This window comes from Streptomyces shenzhenensis, assembly GCF_003688995.1.
In the GTDB taxonomy this organism is placed as follows: domain Bacteria; phylum Actinomycetota; class Actinomycetes; order Streptomycetales; family Streptomycetaceae; genus Streptomyces; species Streptomyces shenzhenensis_A.
The window spans coordinates 53,848-74,652 of sequence record NZ_PENI01000031.1; the positions used below are offsets into that span (position 1 = coordinate 53,848).

15 protein-coding genes and 1 pseudogene are annotated in these 20,805 nt (G+C 70.3%); 6 read left to right on the top strand and 10 right to left on the bottom strand.

The window, feature by feature from the left end:
* Nucleotides 1-133: 133 nt before the first annotated feature.
* From CTZ28_RS35100 to CTZ28_RS48895, 10 genes and pseudogenes are all read right to left on the bottom strand, one after another.
* Nucleotides 134-925: an enoyl-CoA hydratase-related protein gene (locus CTZ28_RS35100; RefSeq protein WP_147481243.1), complete on the bottom strand. Its 792-nt coding sequence runs from the start codon at nucleotides 923-925 to the stop codon at nucleotides 134-136.
* Complete coding sequence (locus CTZ28_RS35105) at nucleotides 922-1,689, bottom strand: enoyl-CoA hydratase-related protein (protein WP_121893784.1); 768 nt, start codon at nucleotides 1,687-1,689, stop codon at nucleotides 922-924. Before CTZ28_RS35105 ends, CTZ28_RS35100 begins: the two co-directional genes overlap by 4 nt.
* Nucleotides 1,686-2,945, bottom strand: coding sequence for a hydroxymethylglutaryl-CoA synthase family protein (locus tag CTZ28_RS35110; protein WP_121893785.1), 1,260 nt, complete (start codon nucleotides 2,943-2,945; stop codon nucleotides 1,686-1,688). Before CTZ28_RS35110 ends, CTZ28_RS35105 begins: the two co-directional genes overlap by 4 nt.
* Nucleotides 2,942-4,231, bottom strand: a complete 1,290-nt coding sequence (locus CTZ28_RS35115) for a beta-ketoacyl synthase N-terminal-like domain-containing protein (protein ID WP_121893786.1) — start codon at nucleotides 4,229-4,231, stop codon at nucleotides 2,942-2,944. Before CTZ28_RS35115 ends, CTZ28_RS35110 begins: the two co-directional genes overlap by 4 nt.
* Nucleotides 4,228-4,476, bottom strand: a complete 249-nt coding sequence (locus CTZ28_RS35120) for a phosphopantetheine-binding protein (protein WP_121893787.1) — start codon at nucleotides 4,474-4,476, stop codon at nucleotides 4,228-4,230. The genes CTZ28_RS35115 and CTZ28_RS35120 overlap by 4 nt, the downstream gene beginning before the upstream one ends.
* Before the next feature lie 30 nt (nucleotides 4,477-4,506).
* Entirely contained in the window at nucleotides 4,507-4,788 is a 282-nt protein-coding gene (locus CTZ28_RS35125; protein WP_121893788.1) for an acyl carrier protein, read from the bottom strand.
* Complete coding sequence (locus CTZ28_RS35130; protein WP_121893789.1) at nucleotides 4,785-6,623, bottom strand: polyketide synthase; 1,839 nt, start codon at nucleotides 6,621-6,623, stop codon at nucleotides 4,785-4,787. Before CTZ28_RS35130 ends, CTZ28_RS35125 begins: the two co-directional genes overlap by 4 nt.
* Nucleotides 6,624-6,650: 27 nt before the next feature.
* Nucleotides 6,651-7,541 carry a hypothetical protein gene (locus CTZ28_RS35135; RefSeq protein ID WP_121893790.1) on the bottom strand — a complete coding sequence of 297 codons (891 nt, stop codon included), beginning with the start codon at nucleotides 7,539-7,541 and terminating at the stop codon, nucleotides 6,651-6,653.
* Between the two features lie 543 nt (nucleotides 7,542-8,084).
* Nucleotides 8,085-9,395, bottom strand: a complete 1,311-nt coding sequence (locus CTZ28_RS35140) for an NsdA family TPR-like regulatory protein (protein ID WP_259471951.1) — start codon at nucleotides 9,393-9,395, stop codon at nucleotides 8,085-8,087.
* Between the two features lie 700 nt (nucleotides 9,396-10,095).
* Nucleotides 10,096-10,278, bottom strand: a pseudogene (locus tag CTZ28_RS48895) (aminotransferase class I/II-fold pyridoxal phosphate-dependent enzyme); the annotation flags it as partial.
* Between the two features lie 662 nt (nucleotides 10,279-10,940).
* Here CTZ28_RS48895 and CTZ28_RS35150 point away from each other — a divergent pair.
* The 6 genes from CTZ28_RS35150 (at nucleotide 10,941) to CTZ28_RS35175 (ending at nucleotide 20,793) form a co-directional block, all read left to right on the top strand.
* Nucleotides 10,941-11,987, top strand: coding sequence for a TauD/TfdA family dioxygenase (locus tag CTZ28_RS35150; protein ID WP_121893793.1), 1,047 nt, complete (start codon nucleotides 10,941-10,943; stop codon nucleotides 11,985-11,987).
* A gap of 112 nt (nucleotides 11,988-12,099) precedes the next feature.
* Nucleotides 12,100-13,356 carry an NAD-dependent epimerase/dehydratase family protein gene (locus tag CTZ28_RS35155; protein ID WP_183154745.1) on the top strand — a complete coding sequence of 419 codons (1,257 nt, stop codon included), beginning with the start codon at nucleotides 12,100-12,102 and terminating at the stop codon, nucleotides 13,354-13,356.
* A complete protein-coding gene (locus tag CTZ28_RS35160) occupies nucleotides 13,353-14,921 on the top strand; it encodes an amino acid adenylation domain-containing protein (protein WP_121893795.1) in 1,569 nt (522 codons plus the stop codon). Before CTZ28_RS35155 ends, CTZ28_RS35160 begins: the two co-directional genes overlap by 4 nt.
* 44 nt (nucleotides 14,922-14,965) lie before the next feature.
* Complete coding sequence (locus CTZ28_RS35165; protein ID WP_183154746.1) at nucleotides 14,966-16,348, top strand: condensation domain-containing protein; 1,383 nt, start codon at nucleotides 14,966-14,968, stop codon at nucleotides 16,346-16,348.
* A 117-nt stretch (nucleotides 16,349-16,465) separates the two neighbouring features.
* A complete protein-coding gene (locus CTZ28_RS35170; RefSeq protein WP_259471952.1) occupies nucleotides 16,466-19,624 on the top strand; it encodes a non-ribosomal peptide synthetase in 3,159 nt (1,052 codons plus the stop codon).
* A complete protein-coding gene (locus CTZ28_RS35175) occupies nucleotides 19,621-20,793 on the top strand; it encodes an acyl-CoA dehydrogenase family protein (RefSeq protein ID WP_121893796.1) in 1,173 nt (390 codons plus the stop codon). Before CTZ28_RS35170 ends, CTZ28_RS35175 begins: the two co-directional genes overlap by 4 nt.
* Nucleotides 20,794-20,805 lie beyond the last annotated feature (12 nt).

The window sequence follows — 20,805 nt, forward strand, 5'->3', positions numbered from 1 at the left end:
AGGACGGTCGGCGGCCGAACCCGCATTCCGGTCCGTGTGTGACAGCTTCTTGTCAGTCATGTGTACGGGGACGGTTCCGGCGCCGACGATGGAGCCGGCGCTGCCCGTCGGCGGCCTCGCTCGCGGCGGCCCGTCACCGTGGATGCATGCCTCTCCACTGTTGTGCGTAGAGGCGGGTGATGCGCGCACGAACTTCGGGGTTGCGGAGAGTCTCCTGAAGTCCGGCCAGTTCTTCTTCTTTCGTGTTGTCCGACGCTTGTCGGAGTGGCTTCGCCATGCGGGATTTGAGCAGTTCGAGCGAACGACGTGGTGCGCGTGCTATGCGGAGGGCGGTGCGCCGGGCGGTTTCCTCGACCTGTGCAGCTGGGACCACGCTGAGCCCCGGAACTCGTGCGTGAAGTTCCGCGCCGCGGTAGGGGCGTCCGGTGAACAGCATCTCGGTGCCAAGGAGATACCCCAGCTTTGTGGTGAGGAGCTGTGCGGCTCCCATGGCCGGTACGAAGCCGTAGGACATGAAGTTGGCCGCGTAGCTGGCGTGTTGGTTCAGGACGGGCAGGTCGGTATAGAGGGCGAAGAGGAATCCCCCGCCGACCGCAGGCCCGCTGACCGCACTGACCACCGGCAGGGGGCACATCAGAGGGCAGCGGATGAAGGAGAATGCGTCACTGATGGCGGCCCCGTTCTCGGCAAGCAGTTCTTCGGGGGCTGCTCCCGCGCAGAAGGCCGTCGGTAGGCCCGTCACCAGGACCACGCGTGTTCGCGGGAAGCGCGTGGCCTCGTAGAAGGCGTGCTCGGCGGCTGCTTGGAAGGGCGGGACCATGCGGTTGTGGTTGTCATGGTCGAGGAGCCGAATCTCCGCCAAGGGAGGAGTCAGCCACAGTTCGACGCCGGCCTCGGCGAACACGCGGGCGGATGGGGAGGTCAACGGAGCACCTTCAGCCTGCGGAAAAGCGCCAGGCGGTGCTGCGTCGCGGGGTCGGCGAACCGCTCCCGCAAGGCTACTGTGTCCGCCCCGGCGGGCTGTGCCTCCGGCGGGTAGAGCGTGGAGTGGTAGCGCTTGAGTGCTTGGACGGCGGCCGGGTCGGTACGGCCGATCGTTCTCAGCAGAAGCCGCAGGGCGGCTGGTACGTCCTCGCAGTGTGCGTCGGCCAGGCCGGCCGTCACGGCCTCCTCGGCGTCCAGTTCGACGGCGGTGAGCGCCATGGCAAGGGCACGGTGTGGGCCGGTTCGGTGGGCGATCACCGGCATGACGATCGCCGGGATCAGTCCCAGAAGTGTCTCGGTGAGCGTGAATGTACCGCCAGGGCCGACGAGCACTTGGTCGCAGGCGGCGGCGAGACCGACGCCGCCGCCGTACGCCGCGCCCTCCACCAGCGCCACGGTGACCAGCGGCGAACGTGCCAGCCTCGCGAACAGGACACGGGGGAGCGGCTCGCCGTGCTCCAGCCATTCCGGTGTCGCCGCTTGGCTCAGGGCGAGGCCGGAGCAAAAGCCGTCGGCGGCGGAGGCGATCACGACCGTGCGGCAGCCGGCTGTCGACTCCGCCTGGTCCAGTGCTTCCAACAGCGCTGTCATCAGTTCGGTCGTGAGCGCGTTGCCGTTGTCAGGGCTGTTGAGGAGGATGCGCACCCAGCCGGACGCCGGCTGCTCCAACACCACCGGTGGGTCAGTGCGGTGCGTCGCGGTCATACGAGCTCCTTGACCATCGCGTAGTCGCGTCGGTGCGCGTGGATTCCGGAGAGCATCAGCAGTTCCCCGCGGCGCGTCCCCGCCAGGGCCAGCTCGCGCAGCGCGGTGAGGTCGGGGGTGTAGTCCCGCACTCCGGAACGGGGCGTCTGCGCCGCGTCAGCGACCTTGTCGTACCGGGCCTGGTCGAGGAGGGTGCGTGCTTCCAGCACAGCATGGGCTCCGCCTTCCGGCGCGGGTTCCCCCGTACCGGGGCCGAGTACCGCGTCACAGAATTCAGCGGCGCATCCCGAGCCGTAGGAGAAGATCCCCACTCGCTGTCCCGGAAATGCCCTGCCGCTTTCCAGGAGACTCATGAGCGCCAGCAGGGTGGTACCGGCGTAGAGGTTCGCGCTCAGCGCGGGATAGCGGACGGAGGGTTCGATCCGGGCGTCGAAGTCCTGCGCCACCACCTGGGGGGAGCGGTGCCCGAAGGAGCGGAGCAGTGCGCGGTGCGCTCCCCTGACCGCCCCCGGGAAAGGAGTGTGGAACACCAGATGGTCGACAGCGGTCATGAAGTCGGCGCCGCCGCACCGCTCGGCATAGTCCCGGAAGGCGCCCTTGAGGCACTCGACATAGGAGAGCAGCGAGGCGTCCGGGTCCAGAAGGTGTTCCGCGGGGCTCGGCACACGGAGGTCGGAGACATCGAAGCAGTGGTATCCGGAGGTTCCGGGCTCCAGAGCGAGCAGCCGCGGCTCGGGCCCCACCAGGGCGGCAACAGCTCCTGCTCCGGTAGAGAGTTCCTCGAACGTGTGCCGGATCGGTGGTGGCACGTCGACCCCGATGACCAGCGCTCTGGCCCCCGGCCTGCGGGAGCGCGGCAGTTGGGACGTGGCGAACTGGATCCCGGCGAAGCCCGCGTAGCACGCTTGCTTCACCTCGATGAAGCGGCAGCGGCGGGAGAGCCCGAGCAGCGCGTGTACCCAACTGGCCAGGGATTTTGAATAGTCCACGCCCGACTCGGTGCCCACGATGAGAAGTTCGATGTCCTGTGTCCCGTCGGGGCCCAGCCGGTCCAGCAGCGGACGGGCGGCGTTCACGGCGTAGCTCACGGCGTCTTCACAGGGCAGCGCGACAGTCTTGCGCAGCACTTCCAGCCGCGCGGCGCGCACCGCATCGAACTGCCTGGCCGCGGCGGTCTCCTGTACGTCCACACAGGCGATGCCGCAGTAGGCATGGAGATCGTCGATACCCCATCGATGTGCTGTCCGCGACTTCATGAGTGCTTCTTCCCGGTCGCCCTGCCGAGCACCACAGAGGAGTTGATGCCGCTGAAGGCGAAGCTGTTGCTCATCGCCGTACGGAGGGGAAGCAGTGCCGGCTCCCGGCCCGTGAACCGTGGCCCGGGCCGCACGGGGCGCCGCAGCCAGGGGCTGGCATGGCAGTATCCTCCGTTGAGCTGTAGCAAGGTCGCCACGGCTTCCAGCAGCCCGGCGGCCGAGAGGCAGTGGCCGATCAAGCCCTTGGTGGAGTTGGTCCAGGGCGATTCGGAGTCTCCGAAGACGGTGTGCAGCGCGCGGCTTTCGACCTCGTCGCCGAGAACCGATCCGGTGCCGTGTGCGTTGACGTAGTCGATGTTCTCCGGAGCGAGGCGCGCGGAGGCGAGAGCGAGACGCATCGCGGTGCACTGCCCCTCCACGTCCGGTGCGGTGCCCCTACGGCCGTCCAAGTACTGCCCGTGGCCGAGGACGTATCCCAACGGGGCAGGGGCGTGGGCCCGGCTGTGTTCTCTCGGAGCTTCCAGCACGACGGCTGCCGCGCCGCAGCCGTACGCGAAGCCGCTCCGATCGGCGTCGAAGGGACGGCAGGCCGCCTCCGGTGTCGCGTCCCCGACCGCGGCCAGCGCGCCGCTGAGCCGCAGGGCCGCGATTTCGACCGGTGAGAGATCCGTCGCCGGAGCGACCACCAGACAATGCTCGGTGAAGCCAGCCTCGATCAGCCGGACCCCTTGGATCAGTGCCGTTGTGCCCGAGGCGGAGGCGCTTCCTACGGTCCAGCCCTCCGCGTGCGCCCCGACCGCCTCGCTCACCGCTCCCACCGTGTCGGTGTCCAAGCAGTCGAGGAGGTGACGGGCACGCACTGTACGGACGTCCCGGTTGTACTCGAGCACGGCTGCCGCATGGTGTGCCAGGGACAGGTTGTTGCCGGCGACGAGCAGTATCAGGTTTGCCCGCTCTCTCGGAGTAAGTCTCGCCGCTCTCACCGCCGCCATCGCGACGCAGGCGGCGGTGCGCACCGGGAGAGTGGCACGGGCGGCTGCCCGGCGCAGTCGTCGACGGGCGTCCTCGGCGTCCGCCAGGTGCCGCTCCGCCCATTGCCTCACGTCGAACCCGTTGAGGTTGCTGGACGGGATCTCTTCAGCGCTCCGTGGGTCGGGGCACCCGGCCACCAAGGCGGAGCGTCCTGCGCGCAGGAACTCGTCGTACTCCTTCAGGGTCTCGGCCGCCGAGTGCAGCACCGCAGCCGAGACGACCACCGCGCGTGCCCGTGTGTCGATGCTGTTCATCGGGGCTCGGACGAGTCGCTCAGCAGATCGGCAAGAGAGGCGAGACCTCGGTTTGGGCTCAGGCTTTCCACCGGAAAGCGGACCCCGAGTTCTTCCTGGAGCCCGAAGAGAATGTCGAGCCTGTCGAGTGACGTGGCGCCGAGTTCCTCCAGGTTTCGTTCGGGGAGAAGCTCGTCCGCCTCCAGATCAGGAAGGGTCTCAAGGATGTTCCGGTGGAGCGCGGCGAGAACGTCATCACGTGTCATCGGGGATTCCTCCTGGTGCAGCTTGCGGGGTCAGGCTGTCCGGTCGGTGGCGGCGTCGATCCGGCCCCGGAGGTATGCGGCGAGGACACTGATGTACGGGTGGGTGTGCACCACTCCGGCTTCCTCGTCGAGTCCGTACTCCTCGTTGATCGCCGCGATCAGCTCGACAGCGAGCACGGAGTCGAGGCCGAGGTCGGTGAACGCATGGTCGTCACCGACTTCCTCGGAGCGGCAGTAGAGCAGCTCGGCGATCCGTGTCCGCAGATTCTCGCGCAGCTCGGAGGTGTCGCTCGGCGTCACATCGGTGGTCATGTGTGTACTGCTCCTACTCGGTTCTTCCCTGTTTCACGGGGGTGTGGGGGGACGTCTGTGTCGAACCAGTGCGGTGCGTGGTCGAACGGGTAGGGCGTATCGAGCGCGACACGGGGTGGCCGGACGGTGCCGGGCCATGCCTTCTCCCAGTAGGGCGTGCCGCCTTCGAGCCAGCGGACCGCGGCGTCGTGGCGCGCGCCACCGTCGCCGGCCCGCAGGTCGTTCAGCACCGCTGGTGCCACGGGAGAGCCGGGGAGGGCCAGGAGAGGGTGAGGCCGGTTCTCCGCCAGGGCCGTCAGCGCCGCGCGGAGCTCGGGCAGGGCATCGGCGACGATGAGCGCACGGACCGGATGGGCGGTGCGCCCGTGTTGCAACGTCCAGGACACGGACACCAGCGCGGGCGGGGCGGGCGTGCCGAGTCTTCGTTCCAGCCGGCCCGCGATCAGGCGGAGGGCTTGCTCCGTCCGCCCGGACAGAGGGAAGACGAGTGGACCGGCGGGGACTTCCCATTCCAAGGAACGGCTTTGCGGTGCCTCCTCCAGGATCACGTGTGCGTTGCTGCCGCCCAGTCCGAAGGAGTTCACGCCGACACGGCGCGCCGCCCCCGTGGCGGTGGCAGGCCAGGGCACCGGATGGTCTGCCAGTGCGACTGGCCCGTCGTCGACGAGCCCAGGCTGGATTTCGTCCAGCCCCGGGATCGCCGGAATGAGGCCGTGCTCCAGCGAGAGCACAGCTTTCACCACACCCAGGAGTCCGGCAGCGGCCTCCAGGTGGCCGACGTTGGCCTTGGCGGTGCCGACCCAGATCTTTCCTCCGGGGCCGCCCGCCCGCACAGACGCACTCTCCCGGTCCTCGGCCAGCGCACGGCGCAGACCGGCGACCTCAACGGCGTCCCCGGCGGTGCCCGTGCCGTGTGCCTCCAGATGTCCCAGCGCCGCCACGGGGATGCCGGCGGTCCGGGCGGCACGACATATGAGTCGTGCCTGTGAGTCCGCGTCCGTGCCGGTGAGACCGCCCGCACGGCCGTCGTGAGCCGTTGCGGAGGCCAGGATGAGCGCTCGCACCGGATCGCCGTCGCGCAGTGCCTCGGGCAGCGGTTTCAGCAGAAGGCAAACCCCGCCTTCCCCTCGTACATAGCCGTCGTGGCGAGAACTGAACGGCGTGGAGCGCCCCGTGGGAGAAAGTGCCCCTCCTCGGAAAGCGGCGCTCGGGTAGAAGCCGTCGCAGAGCGTGCTCGCGGCGCTGACCATGGCAAGCGGGAACTCCCCGGCCCGCAGTCCGCTGACGGCCAGCGCCAGCGCCGACATTCCCGCAGAGCATCCGGTGTCAAGAGTGAGACTCGGCCCCTTCCAGTCGAAGTGGTAGGAGACGCGGTTGGCGAGATAGGTCACCAGGGTCCCTGTGAGTGCGGCGCCGTCCACCCGTCCCGACCGGATCATGCGGTCCCGGTATTCCGAAGCGAACGAGCCGGTGAACACGGCGACCGGCGCTCCCTCGAGCTGCCGGGGATTCACCCCGGCGTCTTCGAGAGCATGCCAGGCGAGTTCGAGCAGGATGCGCTGCTGCGGATCCGCCCAGGCGGCCGCCCGCCGGGAGATCTTGAAGAACGACGCGTCGAAACCGGCGAGGTCTTCGAGTAACCCCGCGCGGGCTTCCGCCACGGTCACCCGGCCCGGGTCGAGTCCGTCCCATCGCCCCTCAGGAACCGTCCCGATCGCTCGGGCACCGCCGGCGAAGAGCCCCCACAGCTCGGTGAGATCATCCGCACCGGCGGTCCGGCAGGCCATCCCGATCACCGCGACCGGCACAGGCGGGTCAGTGGACGCGCGTTTCATGGTGGTTCCCCTCACCGTGCAAGCACCTCAGAAGACGGCTTCGGCGAAGACGATGGAGCCGGTCGGATCTCGGTGCTGAACCAGTCTTTGCATCCCCTCGATCCCCTCGAAGAGGCGCTCCATGTCGTTCTCGTCCCGCTTCACGAGGGGCCATTCCATGACCGCTTCCAGGTAAGCGGTATCGGGGAATGTCCGTGTGACATTCGGGATGAGAATCCGGCCACCGGGCTCCAGTGACGCCTTGATCGCCCGGATCAGGTCCTTCGCCGTCCGCTCCGCGAGATAGTCGAAGAGCCCGGCTCCGGAAACGAAGTGCACCCGGTGCGGAAGGCACCCGGCCGTCAGGAGATCCCGTACGGATGCCTGCACGGCCACCACCCCGGGTTGCGCACCCGCGACTGCCAAGGACTCGGTGTCCTGGTCGATCGCGTAATAGCGCCGCATACGCCCCGAGGCCAGGGCCGGGTGACCTACCGTCTCCCGTGTGTGCCCTGCTCCTACCGCCGCGCCGATGGCGCCGTCGAAATCCTCGGACACCTCCTGCATGAGTCGTCTGACCTGCTCCAGCCGGTACCTCGCCGCGCTGAACACATCGATCTCGTACGACGCCCGGTAGAGGGCCTGCACGCTCGGATCCTGCTCCTGAGGGACCGGTCCCTCGTACGTGCCGTAGATCAGATCCATGATCACGGCGTCCCCCGGATATCCCCGAGGCTTGCGAAAGGCCCTGCCGGTCAGGGGGCACTCCTGAAGCAGCCTCCACACCGGGTGCTCTCGCAGTTGCTCGCACACCCTGCGCCACTCGCCCGGACTCAATTCGGCCCGGGACTCCCGAAGCCGGTCACGCAGGCTCCGCATCCCAGCCTGGGTATCGTGATTCCGTAAAGTGTCATACGTTTCATCCAGCTGTTCCAGCACTGTGTTCTCCGTTTTCCTGAAGTGTGGCCGCTGCCGACTCCGGTGCCGGGAAAGTCTGCCCTTTCCTCACTTCGCTACCGCACCGCGAGCAACACATGCTTCACCCCATATGAAGGCACGCTGGAAAAATTGGTCTCGGCATGGTCGAAGCAGGAGCGCAGCCCGCTCGCCTTGCCGAACTCGGGAGGGCGAACGGGACACATGAAGCAGTACAGCATCTCGACCCCGGGCTTCGGCTACCTTCACGGGCGGGCAATCGGTGCACTGCGTGCAACCTTGTGCGCTTGTGCGAGTACGCGCTTGCGGGCTCGGCTTCCCCGAGCCGGATGGTGTACGGAGAGCCCTTGGCATCGCCGTTTCGCTCGCCGCGATCGACCGGATTCGGCCTGCCTGGCGCCGAGTTCGTCCACCGACGCCGCGGAGCGGTCCCATAGCCCTGCTGGCGGGAGCCGAACGGCGGCAGCGACGGGGCGATCAGCTCCCACAGACTGTCAGGAACCGGTTGTGAGCTCGGTCTCGTCCATGTGGTCGCACCACGCGGATTCAGCGGAACAGGCGTGCCTGGATCAGGAGTTGATGGGCGGCGCGATGGCGCTGGTGCGGTTGCAGCAGCTCACGCATGGTACGCAGGTGGCGCGTGGCGCGGGCGGAACGGAGGGCGGCGTAGGCGGTGAGGAAGGCCTGCCAGTGTGTCAGGGCTTGTTCGAGGTGGCCGATGCGCAAGTGTGTTTCGGCCAGGCGGGCACGGGTGAGGGCGATGGACCGGTCTTCGTTGGCGGTGCGCAAGCGAAGAGAGGTGTTCAGTGCCTTGACGGCGCCGGAGTGGTCGCCCAGGACGCTGAGCGTCTGAGCGCGTTGGTAGCACAGGGCACCGACCGGGTACGCCGTGAACGGGCCGGGAGGGCCGTCGGTGCGGGCGTGAAGACGCTCGGCGCGTGCGAGGGCGTCCAGCGCGGCGCGGCGGTCGTGGTAGGCCAGCAGCACTGCATGGAGGGCCTGCGTATAGGCCTGGACCGCGGGTGGAGCGGCGTCGGCGAGGGAGACGGCCTGTTCGCTGAGGCGGAGTACGGCTGGCGTGTGATGGCCCAGCTCGTGAGCATGCGCGGCCATGGCGCGCAGAGTGATGGCGAGGGTGGCGGAGTCATCGGCGTCGGCGGCGAACCGGGCGGCTATGTGATGGTAGTGCTGCGCGGTTCGGTCATGGCCGCTGTCCGCGCTCATGTTGCCCAGCAACAGGGTCAGCTGAGCGGCTGCGGACAGCACATCACGGGGGATCTGCTCGCGCCCGGGAGCGGCGATGGCGGGCACGACGTGCTGCGCCAGAAACGCGGCCAGAGCGGCCCTCACCGGCTCTCCGCCATACCTGTCGGCCGCCATGTGGAACAGAGTCGCCATGCCGTGCATACAGTCGGCTTCGGTCGGCGTCGATCGGCTCCGCTCGGCTTCGGCCGGCCCGGGGCGAGCTGAACTAGGCCCGGCCGAAGCAGGTTGGCCCGCTGCGGAGGGGGACGTGATCCGCTGAGGCATCACCAGGGCGGCCAGGCTGAAGACGTCCGTGCCCAGCAGCGACTGGCGGGCGGGATCAAGCTCAGCGCCTGTGAGCCGGCTCAGTTTGCGCAACGGGTCAGCCTCCCACGCCGGATCCACGGCCACGGCCGGGGTATGCGTGAGCCCGGCCTCCTCCGCAGAGACCGGGCGGCGGAGGTGGCGCGACAGGCATTCCAGGAGCAGGGCGGGGGCGGGTGGTCTGGGCTGGCTGCCCGCCAGCCAGCGCCGCACGGTGGTGGGGGCGTAGGACAGGGACAGACCCTGCTCCGCGGCCAGTGCGCGCATGGCGCGGGCCAGCTGGGCCACGCTCAACCCCGCGGCCTGCACCAGTGTCTCCAGGCGGGTGTTGGGTACACGGGACATACTCTTCCCCCCTCCCAGGACCGCACCACCGGCCGCCAGCCGAGTGCCGAAGTTGTGCGCCCTCGCCAGCTGCAAGTCCGTTTCAGGACAGCGGTGTTGTCTTAATGACTGTACTCCGACCGAGACCTTCAGAAGCAGTCTTCTTCCGGTCATGCAGGTGGGCCCTCGGCTCGGCTCTGAAGCCGATCGGAAAATCGATCTTCGGGAGGGCAGACGGCAGCATCCGGGCCGTCGATCGAGCGGCCCGGTGCAAGCAGCCGAGGCGAGGACGGCGTCCGAGCGCGGCGCACTCCGCGGGGCCACGCGGATCGGGCACCTGGGTGAGGCGCTCCGACAGTCCGACTGGCAGACCGTCATGAACCGGACGCCGATCACGCCGGAAGGACGCCGACGCCGCCTTGCTCTGCGCGGCTGCTGCTGAGGGACGGTGTCGCCGGTCGGCCCGATCCCCGGCTCACTCAGCCGAATCCGCCGGCCGTGGCGCTCATGGCGTCATCCATGGACCGGCTCCACACCCGTACGCCGGAGGAAGCCGTCGGCGACTTTGACGAAGGTGTCGTCCGCCTCGTACGCGCCGATCGTCACCCGTACTCCCTCACCCGGGATGGTCTGGCCGGCGAGGCCCGCCTCGTGGCAGTCCGCGCAGTACATCGCCCGGGACCCGGTCCAGGAAGACCTCCAGCTCGGTCCGGTGCACAGTGGGGCCGGTGGGGTTGTTGGGGTTGCAGACGAAGATCAGCCGGGTACGGCTGCTGACAGCGCACGCCATCGCCTCCAGGTCGTGCGCCTCGCCAGTGGTCGGCACCGTCACGGGTGTTGCGCCAGCTTGTGGTGCACCGGGCCGCCGGGCCCGTCGGCGGCCCGGTAGCTGGGGATGTCCGCCAACACGCGACGCAGCCTCGGGCTCGGCCGGCTCATTGTGGTCCTCCGCCTGGATGTCACCGGGGCGTGGATCGTCAGGGGCCGGCAGATGGTCGTCGGGGGTGGGAGCCGCGGGCGCCCGGCGCCGAGGGGCCGGCGCATCGACAACGTCTTCGGGCTGCACGCAGGGCACCGTGCTCTTGGCACGATCGTGGTGTCCCGGCGTGAACGCCGTGCCCGGTACGCGACCCCGCCGACGGCGATCACTTCGCCTTCTCGCGGGGCGCGGTCACCCGCTGCCCGCGATACGGCATCGGCCGCCGATGTCTCCTGCCACGCCAGTCAACCAGGGACGCGTCGCGGCCGCGTCAAAATGCCGTCGAAGCTGTGTGAAGACGTGCCCTGAAGCGCGAGGCACGGCCAGACACATGTGCATCCGTCCTCTCGACAGACTTCATGCCCCCTCTACGCGGTGTCGACGGCGCCATGACTTTCCGCTGGTTCACTGGCGGAACGGGTGACACCGGAACCATCACGGGCCACCCGGGAACCGCACCACCGCGGCCGCACTCCGAGGGAACTCTGACGCCTCGTCATATGCGGAGACGATCAACGAAGGAGATGTCCATGGCAGCGCCAGGTGCCCTGGCTCGTGGAGCAGTGCCAGGCCCCCCGACCCGCATACTCGATCGACGCTTCGCCGCTCAACTGGTCACCGCCGCGGAAGGACTGCTGGAGCGGTTCGGTACTCCCGACGCTCCGGGGCTGCTCAAGTCACTCCGGCACGAAGCGGACGAATTCCCCGGCTTGTTCAGGGAGGCCCTGCGTCCCGAGTTCTCCGACGCGGGGATGTACGTCCTGCGGGGGCTCCCCGTCGAGGACGCCTCCCTCGGCCCGACGCCCACCGGGTGGTCCGTCGCCGGTGACGCCGGTGCGCTGTGGGACGTCGTCCTGCTCCTGCTGGCGGCCGCGATGGGACACCCCATGGGATGGCGGGGTCAGCAGAACGGCCGTATGGTCAACAACATCGTGCCCGCCCCGGGCCACGAGAACGAGCAGACCGGTGCCAGCAGCACGGTGTTGCTCGCCCCGCACACCGAGGACGCGTTCCACCCCCGCAGGGCCGACCTCCTGCTGCTGTGCTGCATGCGCAACCACGAAGGAGTGGCGACGACCGCTTCGAGCGTGCGGCTGACGGACCTCGCACCCGAAGACGTCGACGCGCTGTCCCGCCCGATGGCCCCCATCCTTCCCGACGACGCCTACACCAGTTCCGCCCTGCCCGACGAGGTACATGCCTGCGCCGGCACCGTGTCGCCCCAACCCGTGCGCACGCTGTGGCCGACGCCCGACGGACTCACCATCCGGTTCGACCCGGCGTACACGCGCTTCGACGGCACCGACGCCGCGTATCGCGCGGCCTACGCCCGCCTGGAGGCGGAACTCTCCCGCGTCGTCCGAGCCGTCGCACTGGAGCAGGGGGACGTACTGGTCGTGGACAACGATGTCGTCGTCCATGGCAGGGTGCCCTTCCGGTCGCGGTACGACGGCACGGACCGCTGGCTGAAGCGGGCTCTCGTGCATGTGCCGCACCGACGCGGCAGGCCGGAGTCGGAACGCGCGGAGCATGGCTACGGCCAGCCGGTCATCGATCCGTACTGCGACGGGACTTGAGTACGCAGCCGCAGCCCTCGCCACCGCGACCGCGACCGGGCCGGTCCACGCGCACCCTGGCGCCGTTCCCCGGCTCCCGCACCGGGACACCTCCAGCCCTCCGGAGCAATCGATGAACGACTTCACCCCTGCCGAGCCGTCCTCCTGGGACACAGCGCGGATCCTCGCCAGCTACTCCGACGTGCTGTCCACCGACATGTCCCTGGACAGTGACTTCTTCATGTCCGGCGGTCATTCCCTCATGGCGGTCGCGCTCGCCCACCGTCTCCGGCAGCAGCTCGGTGTGCCGGTCACCGGGCTGGAGGTGCTGGACCACGCCACACCGCGGGCCCTCATCGCCGCCCTGAGTGAACGTGCGGCCGCGGCGGACCCGGCTGCCGACACGGCCGGTTCCACCGGCGCGGTCCGCGACACTGTCCTCGTGACCGGTGCCAGCGGCGCTGTGGGGAGCTTCGTCGTCCAGGAGCTGGTCTCCCGGCAGTATCGCGTCCGGGCCCTCGTCCGGCCCGAGTCGGCCGACGTGATGCGCGGCTCAGGAGCCGAGGTCGTGCACGGCGACCTGACCCGGCCGGGCACTCTGCGCGAAGCCGTGCGCGGCGCGGACGCGGTGATCCATGCCGCGTGCACATTCACCGAGCCCGCCGTGGACGTCGCGGCCCTGCACGCACTGACGAACGACTGGCAGGGCGGTCCGTTCGTCTTCGTCAGCAGCGTCGACGCCTACGGGAGGCCCGTGCGCCCCGGCGTCCCCGAGGGGCAGGAAACGGAGGGTACGACCAGCGACTACGGTCGGGGCAAGGCCAGCTGCGAGAGCGTCCTGCGGACCGCGGCGGACCGCCGGGGAGCGCCGGACTCCATCAGCCTCGTCCGGGTGCCGCTCGTCTGGGGACCGCACCGGCGGCTGCGCGACCAACTGCGCCGCGGGACCCTCGGCCCCTTCTACCAGAGCGCCGTGCGAGGGGAGCCGATCCTGCTCCCCGTGCAGGACACCGTGGCGGAGCCGTGGTTCGGCCTGCCCTGGGTGGGTGCCGCGGCCCTGGCACGTGTCCTGGTGTCCCTGGTCGGCCGGCCGGCCGGCGGCGTGCTCAACGCGGTCGGCGGACACGTCTCCTGGCGTGAGTACGCCACGGAACTCGTGCGCCTGCTCGGAAGCACCAGCCCGGTCCGCGCCGACCTGGCTGCCGCGCCGGCCCTGCGCCGCCCGTGGCGGTACCGCACCGACGTGCTGGACACCCGGCCGGGCCCCGGCCTCCACGAGGACTGGCGTGCCCTGCTGGCGTCGACACTGAACGCCACCGATCACGACCGGGGCACCGTCGCCGGCGGTCACGGTCACCGCTGCACGGGAATACGGGGGACGGCGTCATGAGCGAACCGTGGCACGTCCAGTCCAGGGCCGCGCGAACGGGTCCCGGTGTGCACGGACTTGTGGCACGCCATGTCTCCGCGACACCCGCCGCCTGCGCCGTGCGGGACACCGTGGGGCGCGAACTGACCTACGCGCAGCTGTGGGAGCGGTCCGGCGCCGTCGCGGCCCGCCTGGAGAGCAGCGGCATCGGACGGGGAGCACGGGTGGCGGTCCGCATGGAGCGCACCCCCGAGCTGGTGGTGGCACTGCTCGGTGTCCTGCGCGCGGGGGCGGCCTATGTGCCCCTCGACCCGTACGCGCCCCGCGAACGACAGGACTCGGTCGTACGGGACTGCCGGGCCGAGGCCCTGCTGGTCACCGACCCCGGACGGGCCGGGGACGGGCCGCCGGTCCTGGCCATGCCCGGACCGGACGCGGATCCGGCGCCGGGCGCGACGACCGCGCCGGCGCGTGCCGTCGCGCCCGAGGACATCGCGTTCATCGGCTACACGTCGGGTTCCACCGGCCGGCCCAAGGGCGTCATGCTCAGCCACCTGGCCATCGAACGGTTCGTCACGGGCGCCGCCTACTGCGAGGTCGGACCGGGCGACCGGGTGGCCCAGGTCGCCAACCCCTCCTTCGACCCGGTCACCTTCGAGGTGTGGAACACCCTGGCGGCCGGAGCCACGGTGGTGATGATGCCCGCCGTCGCCGAAACACCCCTGGATCAGTGGATCGCTAGCCTGGCCGCGCACCGGATCACCGTCGTCTTCCTGACCACCGCGCTCGTCGACATGGTGCACCGCGCCGCACCGGGCGCGTTCGCCACGCTGCGCGTCCTCCTCTTCGGCGGAGAGACTGCGGACCCGGAGATGGTGCGCGGGCTGTGCACGGTACGCCCGCCCGAGCGGGTGCTGCACGTGTACGGGCCGACGGAGGCGACCACGTTCGCCAGCTTCTTCCCGTGCACCGCCGAGAATCTCGCCGGACTCGACCGGATCCCGATCGGATTCCCCCTCCAGGACACCACGTTGCGCGTCGTCGGCCCGGATCTCGATGCGGTGCCGGACGGCGAGAGCGGTGAGCTGTGCATCGGCGGACCCCGGATCGCCACCGCTTATCTGGGGCAACCAGGTCTTACCGCTGAGCGATTCGTCGTCATGCCGGACGGAGAGAGGGTCTACCGGAGCGGTGATCTCGTCAGACGGCGCGGCGACGGGGCCCTGGAGTTCCTCGGTCGCAAGGACCGCCAGGTGAAACTCCGGGGGTTCCGGATCGAGTTGGAAGAAGTCGAACGCGCGGTCGTGGCCACGGGGCTCGTCACGGCGGCCGTGGTCGAGAAGACGGGCGAGGGCATGGCCGCCGCCCTGGTCGGCTTCGTCGTGCCGAAAAGCGCCACGGACACAAGAGCGGATGTGCTGCCCCGCCTCCTGTCCCGGGCCCTGGCGGACACCCTGCCGGGATACATGGTGCCGAGGAGATGGCACGTCGCCGACTCCCTGCCCGTGACGCGCAACGGGAAGGTCGACAGGCCGGCTCTCCTCGCCCGGCATTCCGACAACGCCCGTGCGAACACAGGCAGTTGAGGGATCGGCGGGTTCCCCGGCCCATCCAGCGGAAGGAGTCCTCCTTGCACGTCAACATCACCGAGAGCTATCTGGCCCAGTACGGCGGCGTGGCGGCCGGCCGACCCGACCTCCACCCGGTGACCGGTGCGCAGCGGCGCTTCCTCACCATGCGCCGCCTCGCCGTCGGCACAGCACCGATCGTGGTGCCCCTGTACTTCGAGTTTCCCCGCGGCACGGTCGACCCGGCGCGCCTGGAGGAGGCCGCTGCCTGCCTGGCCGCCCGGCACCCAGCGCTGCGCATGCGGTTCGACACCGACGCCCCGGTCCCCGTGCAGCGGCTCGCCGAACCCGAGGGCCATGTGCGGCGCCTGGCCGCCCGGGCGGGGGAGAGCACCGCGGACGCCCTGCGCCGTGCCCTGCTCGCCTGGGTCACCGAAGGTCCCGTCCTGAGACTCCTGCTGGCGACCTCGGACGACCGACCGGACCACGAGACGCTGGCCGTGGTCGTCGACCACGCCGCCTGCGACGAGCAGTCGCTCGGCCTGATCACGGACGGCCTCACCCGGGCGTACCGGGACCGTACCAGTGCCCGGGAGGCCCGGGCCGACGCCGGCCGGCGGGCCGTGGACGAGTACCGTGACGCGGTCGAACGCCAACTCGCCGTCGAGCGTGCGGCATCGGTACCGCGCGATCTCGACTACTGGGCCGGCCGGTTCGCAGGTCCCGGACCGATCGGACCGGCCGGGCCCCCGGAAGGTGCCCGGCCCACCGGGGCGTCCCGTCCGGCGGCGCCCGTTCCGGCCGAGATCATCGACCCCACCGGCATGGTGAAGCACCGGCGCCCCCTCCCTGCCGACGGTGCACGCACCGGGTTGTTCCCGGCCCTGCTGAGCGCTGTCGCGGCCGCGGTCGCGCCCCTGCCGTCCTCCGTCGCGAAGCGGCAAGGGAGGACTCCGCTGATCGGCTACCCCTGGGGCGGACGACCGCTCGGAGCCGCCCCCGTACTGGGGTGCTTCCTCAACACAGTGCTCTTCACCACCGTCGCGCCCGGTGACCTCGACGAGGCCTGCGACCGGTGGTGGGACGACATCGACCACGCCGACACACCGGTCGACGAGGTGGTCCGGGCGGCGCGCAGGGGCGGCAGCGGGTGGTCCGGCACGGTCGACGCGCTGCTGACCCTGGAGGACACCACCCGCCGCCCGCCCCTGGAGCTGGGCGGTGTCGAGGGCGTAGAGACACACCTGCGCGGTCCGGCGCTCCAGTCCCCGGTGGCGGTGTCCGTCTCGCAGAGCCGCCGCGACCTGCTCGTCCGCATGGGATGGAATCGGCACCAACTCGACGACCAGGAGGCGCGGTCGGCCTTCGACACGCTGTGCACCACCCTCGACGGTCACCTCGGTCCCGCCCCTGACCGCACCGATCCCACCGCGTTCCTGCGCTGACGCGCCGCCACGTCCCGCCACGCCCCCCGGCCTCGCCGTCCCCTCCAGCTCGTCACCCCCCCCACGCCCTCAGCACTGCGCCGCACCCCCCTGCAGGCCCGACCCCGAGGAAGCACCATGTCCCGAGAAGGCACCATCTACCCCCTCTCCTCCTCGCAGGAGATCGTATGGCTGCACGAGCAGCTGCTCCCGGACAGTCGCGCCTACAACTCCACCGCCGTCCTGGACCTCCACGGAGACCTCGACAGGGACGCCCTGGTGGCCGGCTGGGCCGAGGTGCTGCGCCGCCATCCCGGGCTGCGTCTCGAACTCGTCGCCCGGAAACACGGCCTGCCCGCCCAGCGGTTCAGCGAGAACGCCGTCCCCCGGGTCCGCGAGATGGACCTCTCGGCGGAGCAGGACCCGGAGTCCGCGTTCGCCGCGCTGGTACGGGAAGAGGCGGGGATCCCGATGGACACCTACGAGGCACCCCTGGTGCGGTGGTGCCTGGCGCGGATGGCACCCTGCTACCACCGACTCATCCACGTGGAGCACCATCTGGTGCACGACGGGCGGTCGTTCATCATCGCGTTACGGGACCTGTTCACGTTGTACCGGGCCCGGCTGCTCGGCGAGACACCCGTGCTGCCCACCCCCCGCAGCTACGAGGAGCACTTGCAGGAGCAGGCCCGGGCCGAGGTCGCGGAGGCGAGCCTGCGCTACTGGAAGGAGGAACTGAGGGACGTCCCGCACGAGATCACCTTCCCCGGCCTCGGCCGGCCCGACGCCGAGCGGCGGCACAACGGCGCGCAGCTGCGGCAGAGTCTGGACCCCCGACTCGTGGAGCGTCTCACCGCGCACTGCGCCCGCGCCGGACACACCCCGTACTCGACGATGCTCGCCCTCTTCGGGGAACTGATGCGCCGGCACACCGGTCGCAGGGACTTCCTCGTCGGCACCGCCACAGGCAACCGCCTGCCGGGCTGGGAGGAGAGCGTCGGCATGTTCGTGAACACGATCCCCGTGCGTCTGCGGCCCGATCCGGACGCGTCGGCGGAGGACACGGTCGACGAGGTCACCGACGTGCTGATGCGCGGGCTGCCCCACTCGGGAGTGCCCGTCCAGGAGTTGACGCGGGCACTCGGTCTCCACACGGACGGTACGCGCAACCCGATGTTCAACGTCATGTTCAGCGCCCACGACACGCCCCTGCCCCAGATCGAGCTGCCGGGCCTGGAGATGTCGATGGCCGAGGCATTCAACGCCGGGACCACCCGGGATTTCGACCTCGACGTGGTGGCCATTCCCCACGAACGCGCCATCACGGGGAGCAACGGCCGGCCGGGAACGGGCATGACGCTGGTGTGGGACTACGACGCCGACGTTTTCGCGGACGGGGCCATCGAGCAGCTGTCGCAGCGGTTCGCGGGCCTGCTGGAGAGCTATCTCGACCGGCCGGACACCGTACTCGCCTCCCTCACCACGACACCCCGTCGCGCAGCGCCCCCCGAGGCGCTGCCGGACGCGGCGGACACCGCGGCGCCGAACCGGAGCCCCGTCGTGGTCGACCCCTGCGCGAAGGACGCGGCGGCCACCGCCCTCGTCAGCGGGCCTCGGACGTGGACGTACGCGGACCTCGACCGCGAGGTGACCACGCTGGCCGACCGCCTGGACCGCGCCGGAGTGACCCCGGGCCGCCCGGTGGCCGTCGTACTGCCGCGCGGCGCGGACAGTGTCACTGCCCTCCTCGCCTGCCTGCGCACAGGCGGGGTGTACGCGCCGCTGTCGCCTGACGACCCCCGGCCCCGGCTCGCGCAACTGCTGGACCGCCTCCGCCCCGCGCTCGTGCTCGCGACGCGGGAGAGCGCCCTCGCCCTGCCCATCGAGGGCCCTCCCGTCGGCATCCTGGACGGCGGAGAGTTCCCGAAGGCCGTACCCGGCCGGCAGCTCGAGGACACCGCGTACATCGTGCACACCTCCGGTTCGACCGGGCTGCCCAAGCCGGTGATGGTCGCCCGAAAGGAGTTGGACACCTACCTGGCCGGGATCGGCGAACGGCTCGCCCTCACCCCCCGCGACCGGGTGCTGGTGTTCGCCAAGCCCTCCTTCGACCAGAACCTGGAGGACGTGCTCGGCACGCTCGCCGCAGGGGCCGCCCTTGTCCTGCCGCAGCGCGAGGTACCCACTGCGGACGAACTCGTCGCCGTGCTCGCGGGGCGGCAGGTGAGTGTCGTCAACCTGCCGACGAGCTACTTCCTCAGCGTGCGGGACCGGCTGGCGGAGGCGTGGCGGGAGGCCCGGTGGTCGCCCAGGACCGTGGTGCTGGGCGGTGAACGCCTCCCCGTCGACGCGCTCAGCGAGTGGGTGCATCCCGACACCACCCTGCTGAACGCCTACGGGGTCACCGAGACGACCGTCACCTCGATCACGCACACCATCACCGCGGACGACATCACCCGGGGCGGCGAGGCCCCGTTGGGCACCGCGATCAGCGGCGTGGACGTGCACGTCCTCGACGAGGGCATGTATCCCCTGCCCGACGGTGCGATCGGTGAAATCGCCATCGGCGGGGGCACGTTGGCCCTCGGCTACCTGGACAACGAACAGGCGACCAAGGAACGCTTCGTGACCCTGCCCACCCTCGGCGGGGCGCGGGTCTACCGCACCGGCGACCGGGGCTACCGAGACCTGCGCGGGCTGCTCCACTTCCTGGGCCGGCAGGACAACCAGATCAAACTCCGCGGCCACCGCATCGAACTGGAGGAGATCGAGGTCGCCGCCTCGGCCGAGCTCGGCGGCCGCTCGTGCGCCGTCGTCCTGTACGACGACCCCGACACCGGCCCCGCCCTCACGGGCTTCGTCGGAGGTGGCGATCCCCTTGACACGAACGCCCTGCACGACGCGCTGGCCCGGCGGCTTCCCGCGGTGTTCCTGCCCGCCCGGTGGATCGCCCTTGACACACTGCCGTCACTGGTGGGCGGCAAACCCGATCGCGCCGCCCTGACCCGGCTCGCCGCCGACACGCCGCGGGAGGAGAGCCCGCGGGCCACCGGGACCGAACAGGTCTTCACCGACCCCGGCCAGGCACTGCTCGCCGAGGGCTGGCAGGAGGTACTGGGACACGACCGGTTCACCCCCGCCTCGCACTTCTTCCAGGTCGGCGGCCACTCGCTCGTCGCGGCCCAGCTCGCGGCCTGGCTCGAACCCCGGATCGGCTTCCGGCCGCCCCTGCGCAAGCTGTTCCAGCACCCGGTCCTCGCCGACCAGGCGCGCGTCCTGACGGAGGGACCGGCATGACGGCACTGCCCTCCTCGGTGCTGGAACGGGAGCACCGCGACCTCGTCGCCGGCTTCGAGTCCTTCATCCGCAGGGAACTCGTACCGCTCGCCGCCGAGGTGCCCGAGCCCGTCGACGGACCCCCCAGGGACCTGCGCGACTATGTGCGCAAGCGGTCCGCCGCCCTCGGCTTCTACGGCGCGGAGTACCCGGAGCACATGGGCGGCTCCGGCATGCCGGTCACGGCTCTGGTGCAACTCCACCACGCGGCGGGCGCGAGCGGCTGCTCCCTGGCCCCGTACGCCCTCGCCGGCCCGGACGGCCCCAGCTGGCTGCTGACCCATGGCACACCCCGGCAGATACAGGACTACCTCGTGCCGATGGTGCGCGGCGAGAAGCTGCGGTGCCTGGCGATGACCGAACCGGGCTCCGGCTCCGACGCGTTCACCATCACGACCAAGGCCGAACGCGACGGCGACGACTGGGTGTTGACCGGACGCAAGACGTTCGTCAGCAACGCGGGCCACGCCGACTACGCCATCGTCATCGCCGACGTGGCGGACAGCGGTTCCCGGGCGGGTGGCGCCACCGCGTTCATCATGGCACTCGACCACCCCGGACTCCGCAGGGGACAGCGGTACTTCGGCATGACGGGCGAACCGCTGTTCGAACTCGTCCTGGAACAGGTGCGGGTGCCGATGAGTGCGCTGATCGGCGAGGAGGACGGCATCGGCGCCTCCGTGGAGTTCGCCATGGACAGCCTCGCCTACGGGCGCCTGATGGTCGCGGCCCAGTGCAACGGCATCGCCGAGTACGCCCTGAAGGCCGGCGTCGAATTCGCCCGCCAGCGGCAGGCGTTCGGCCAGGTCATCGGCTCCTATCAGCACGTCCAGGAACACCTCGTCACCAGCCACGCCGGCGTCGAGACCGCCAAGCTCCTCACCCTGGCCTGCGCCGAACTCGTCGACAGGGGAGAGGAGAGCGGCGAGAACGCCGCGCTGGCCAAACTCGTGGCCTCCCAGACCGCGACCGACGTCGTCGACCGCTCGCTCCAGGTGCACGGCGCCACGGGATACGTGCGCGGTCATCCCCTGGAGTACCTGTACCGCCACATCCGCATGATGACGATCATCGAAGGCACCTCCGAGGTGCAGAAGGTGATCGTCGCCCGCGCCATGGGACTCGGCTGAGCTTCCCGGACC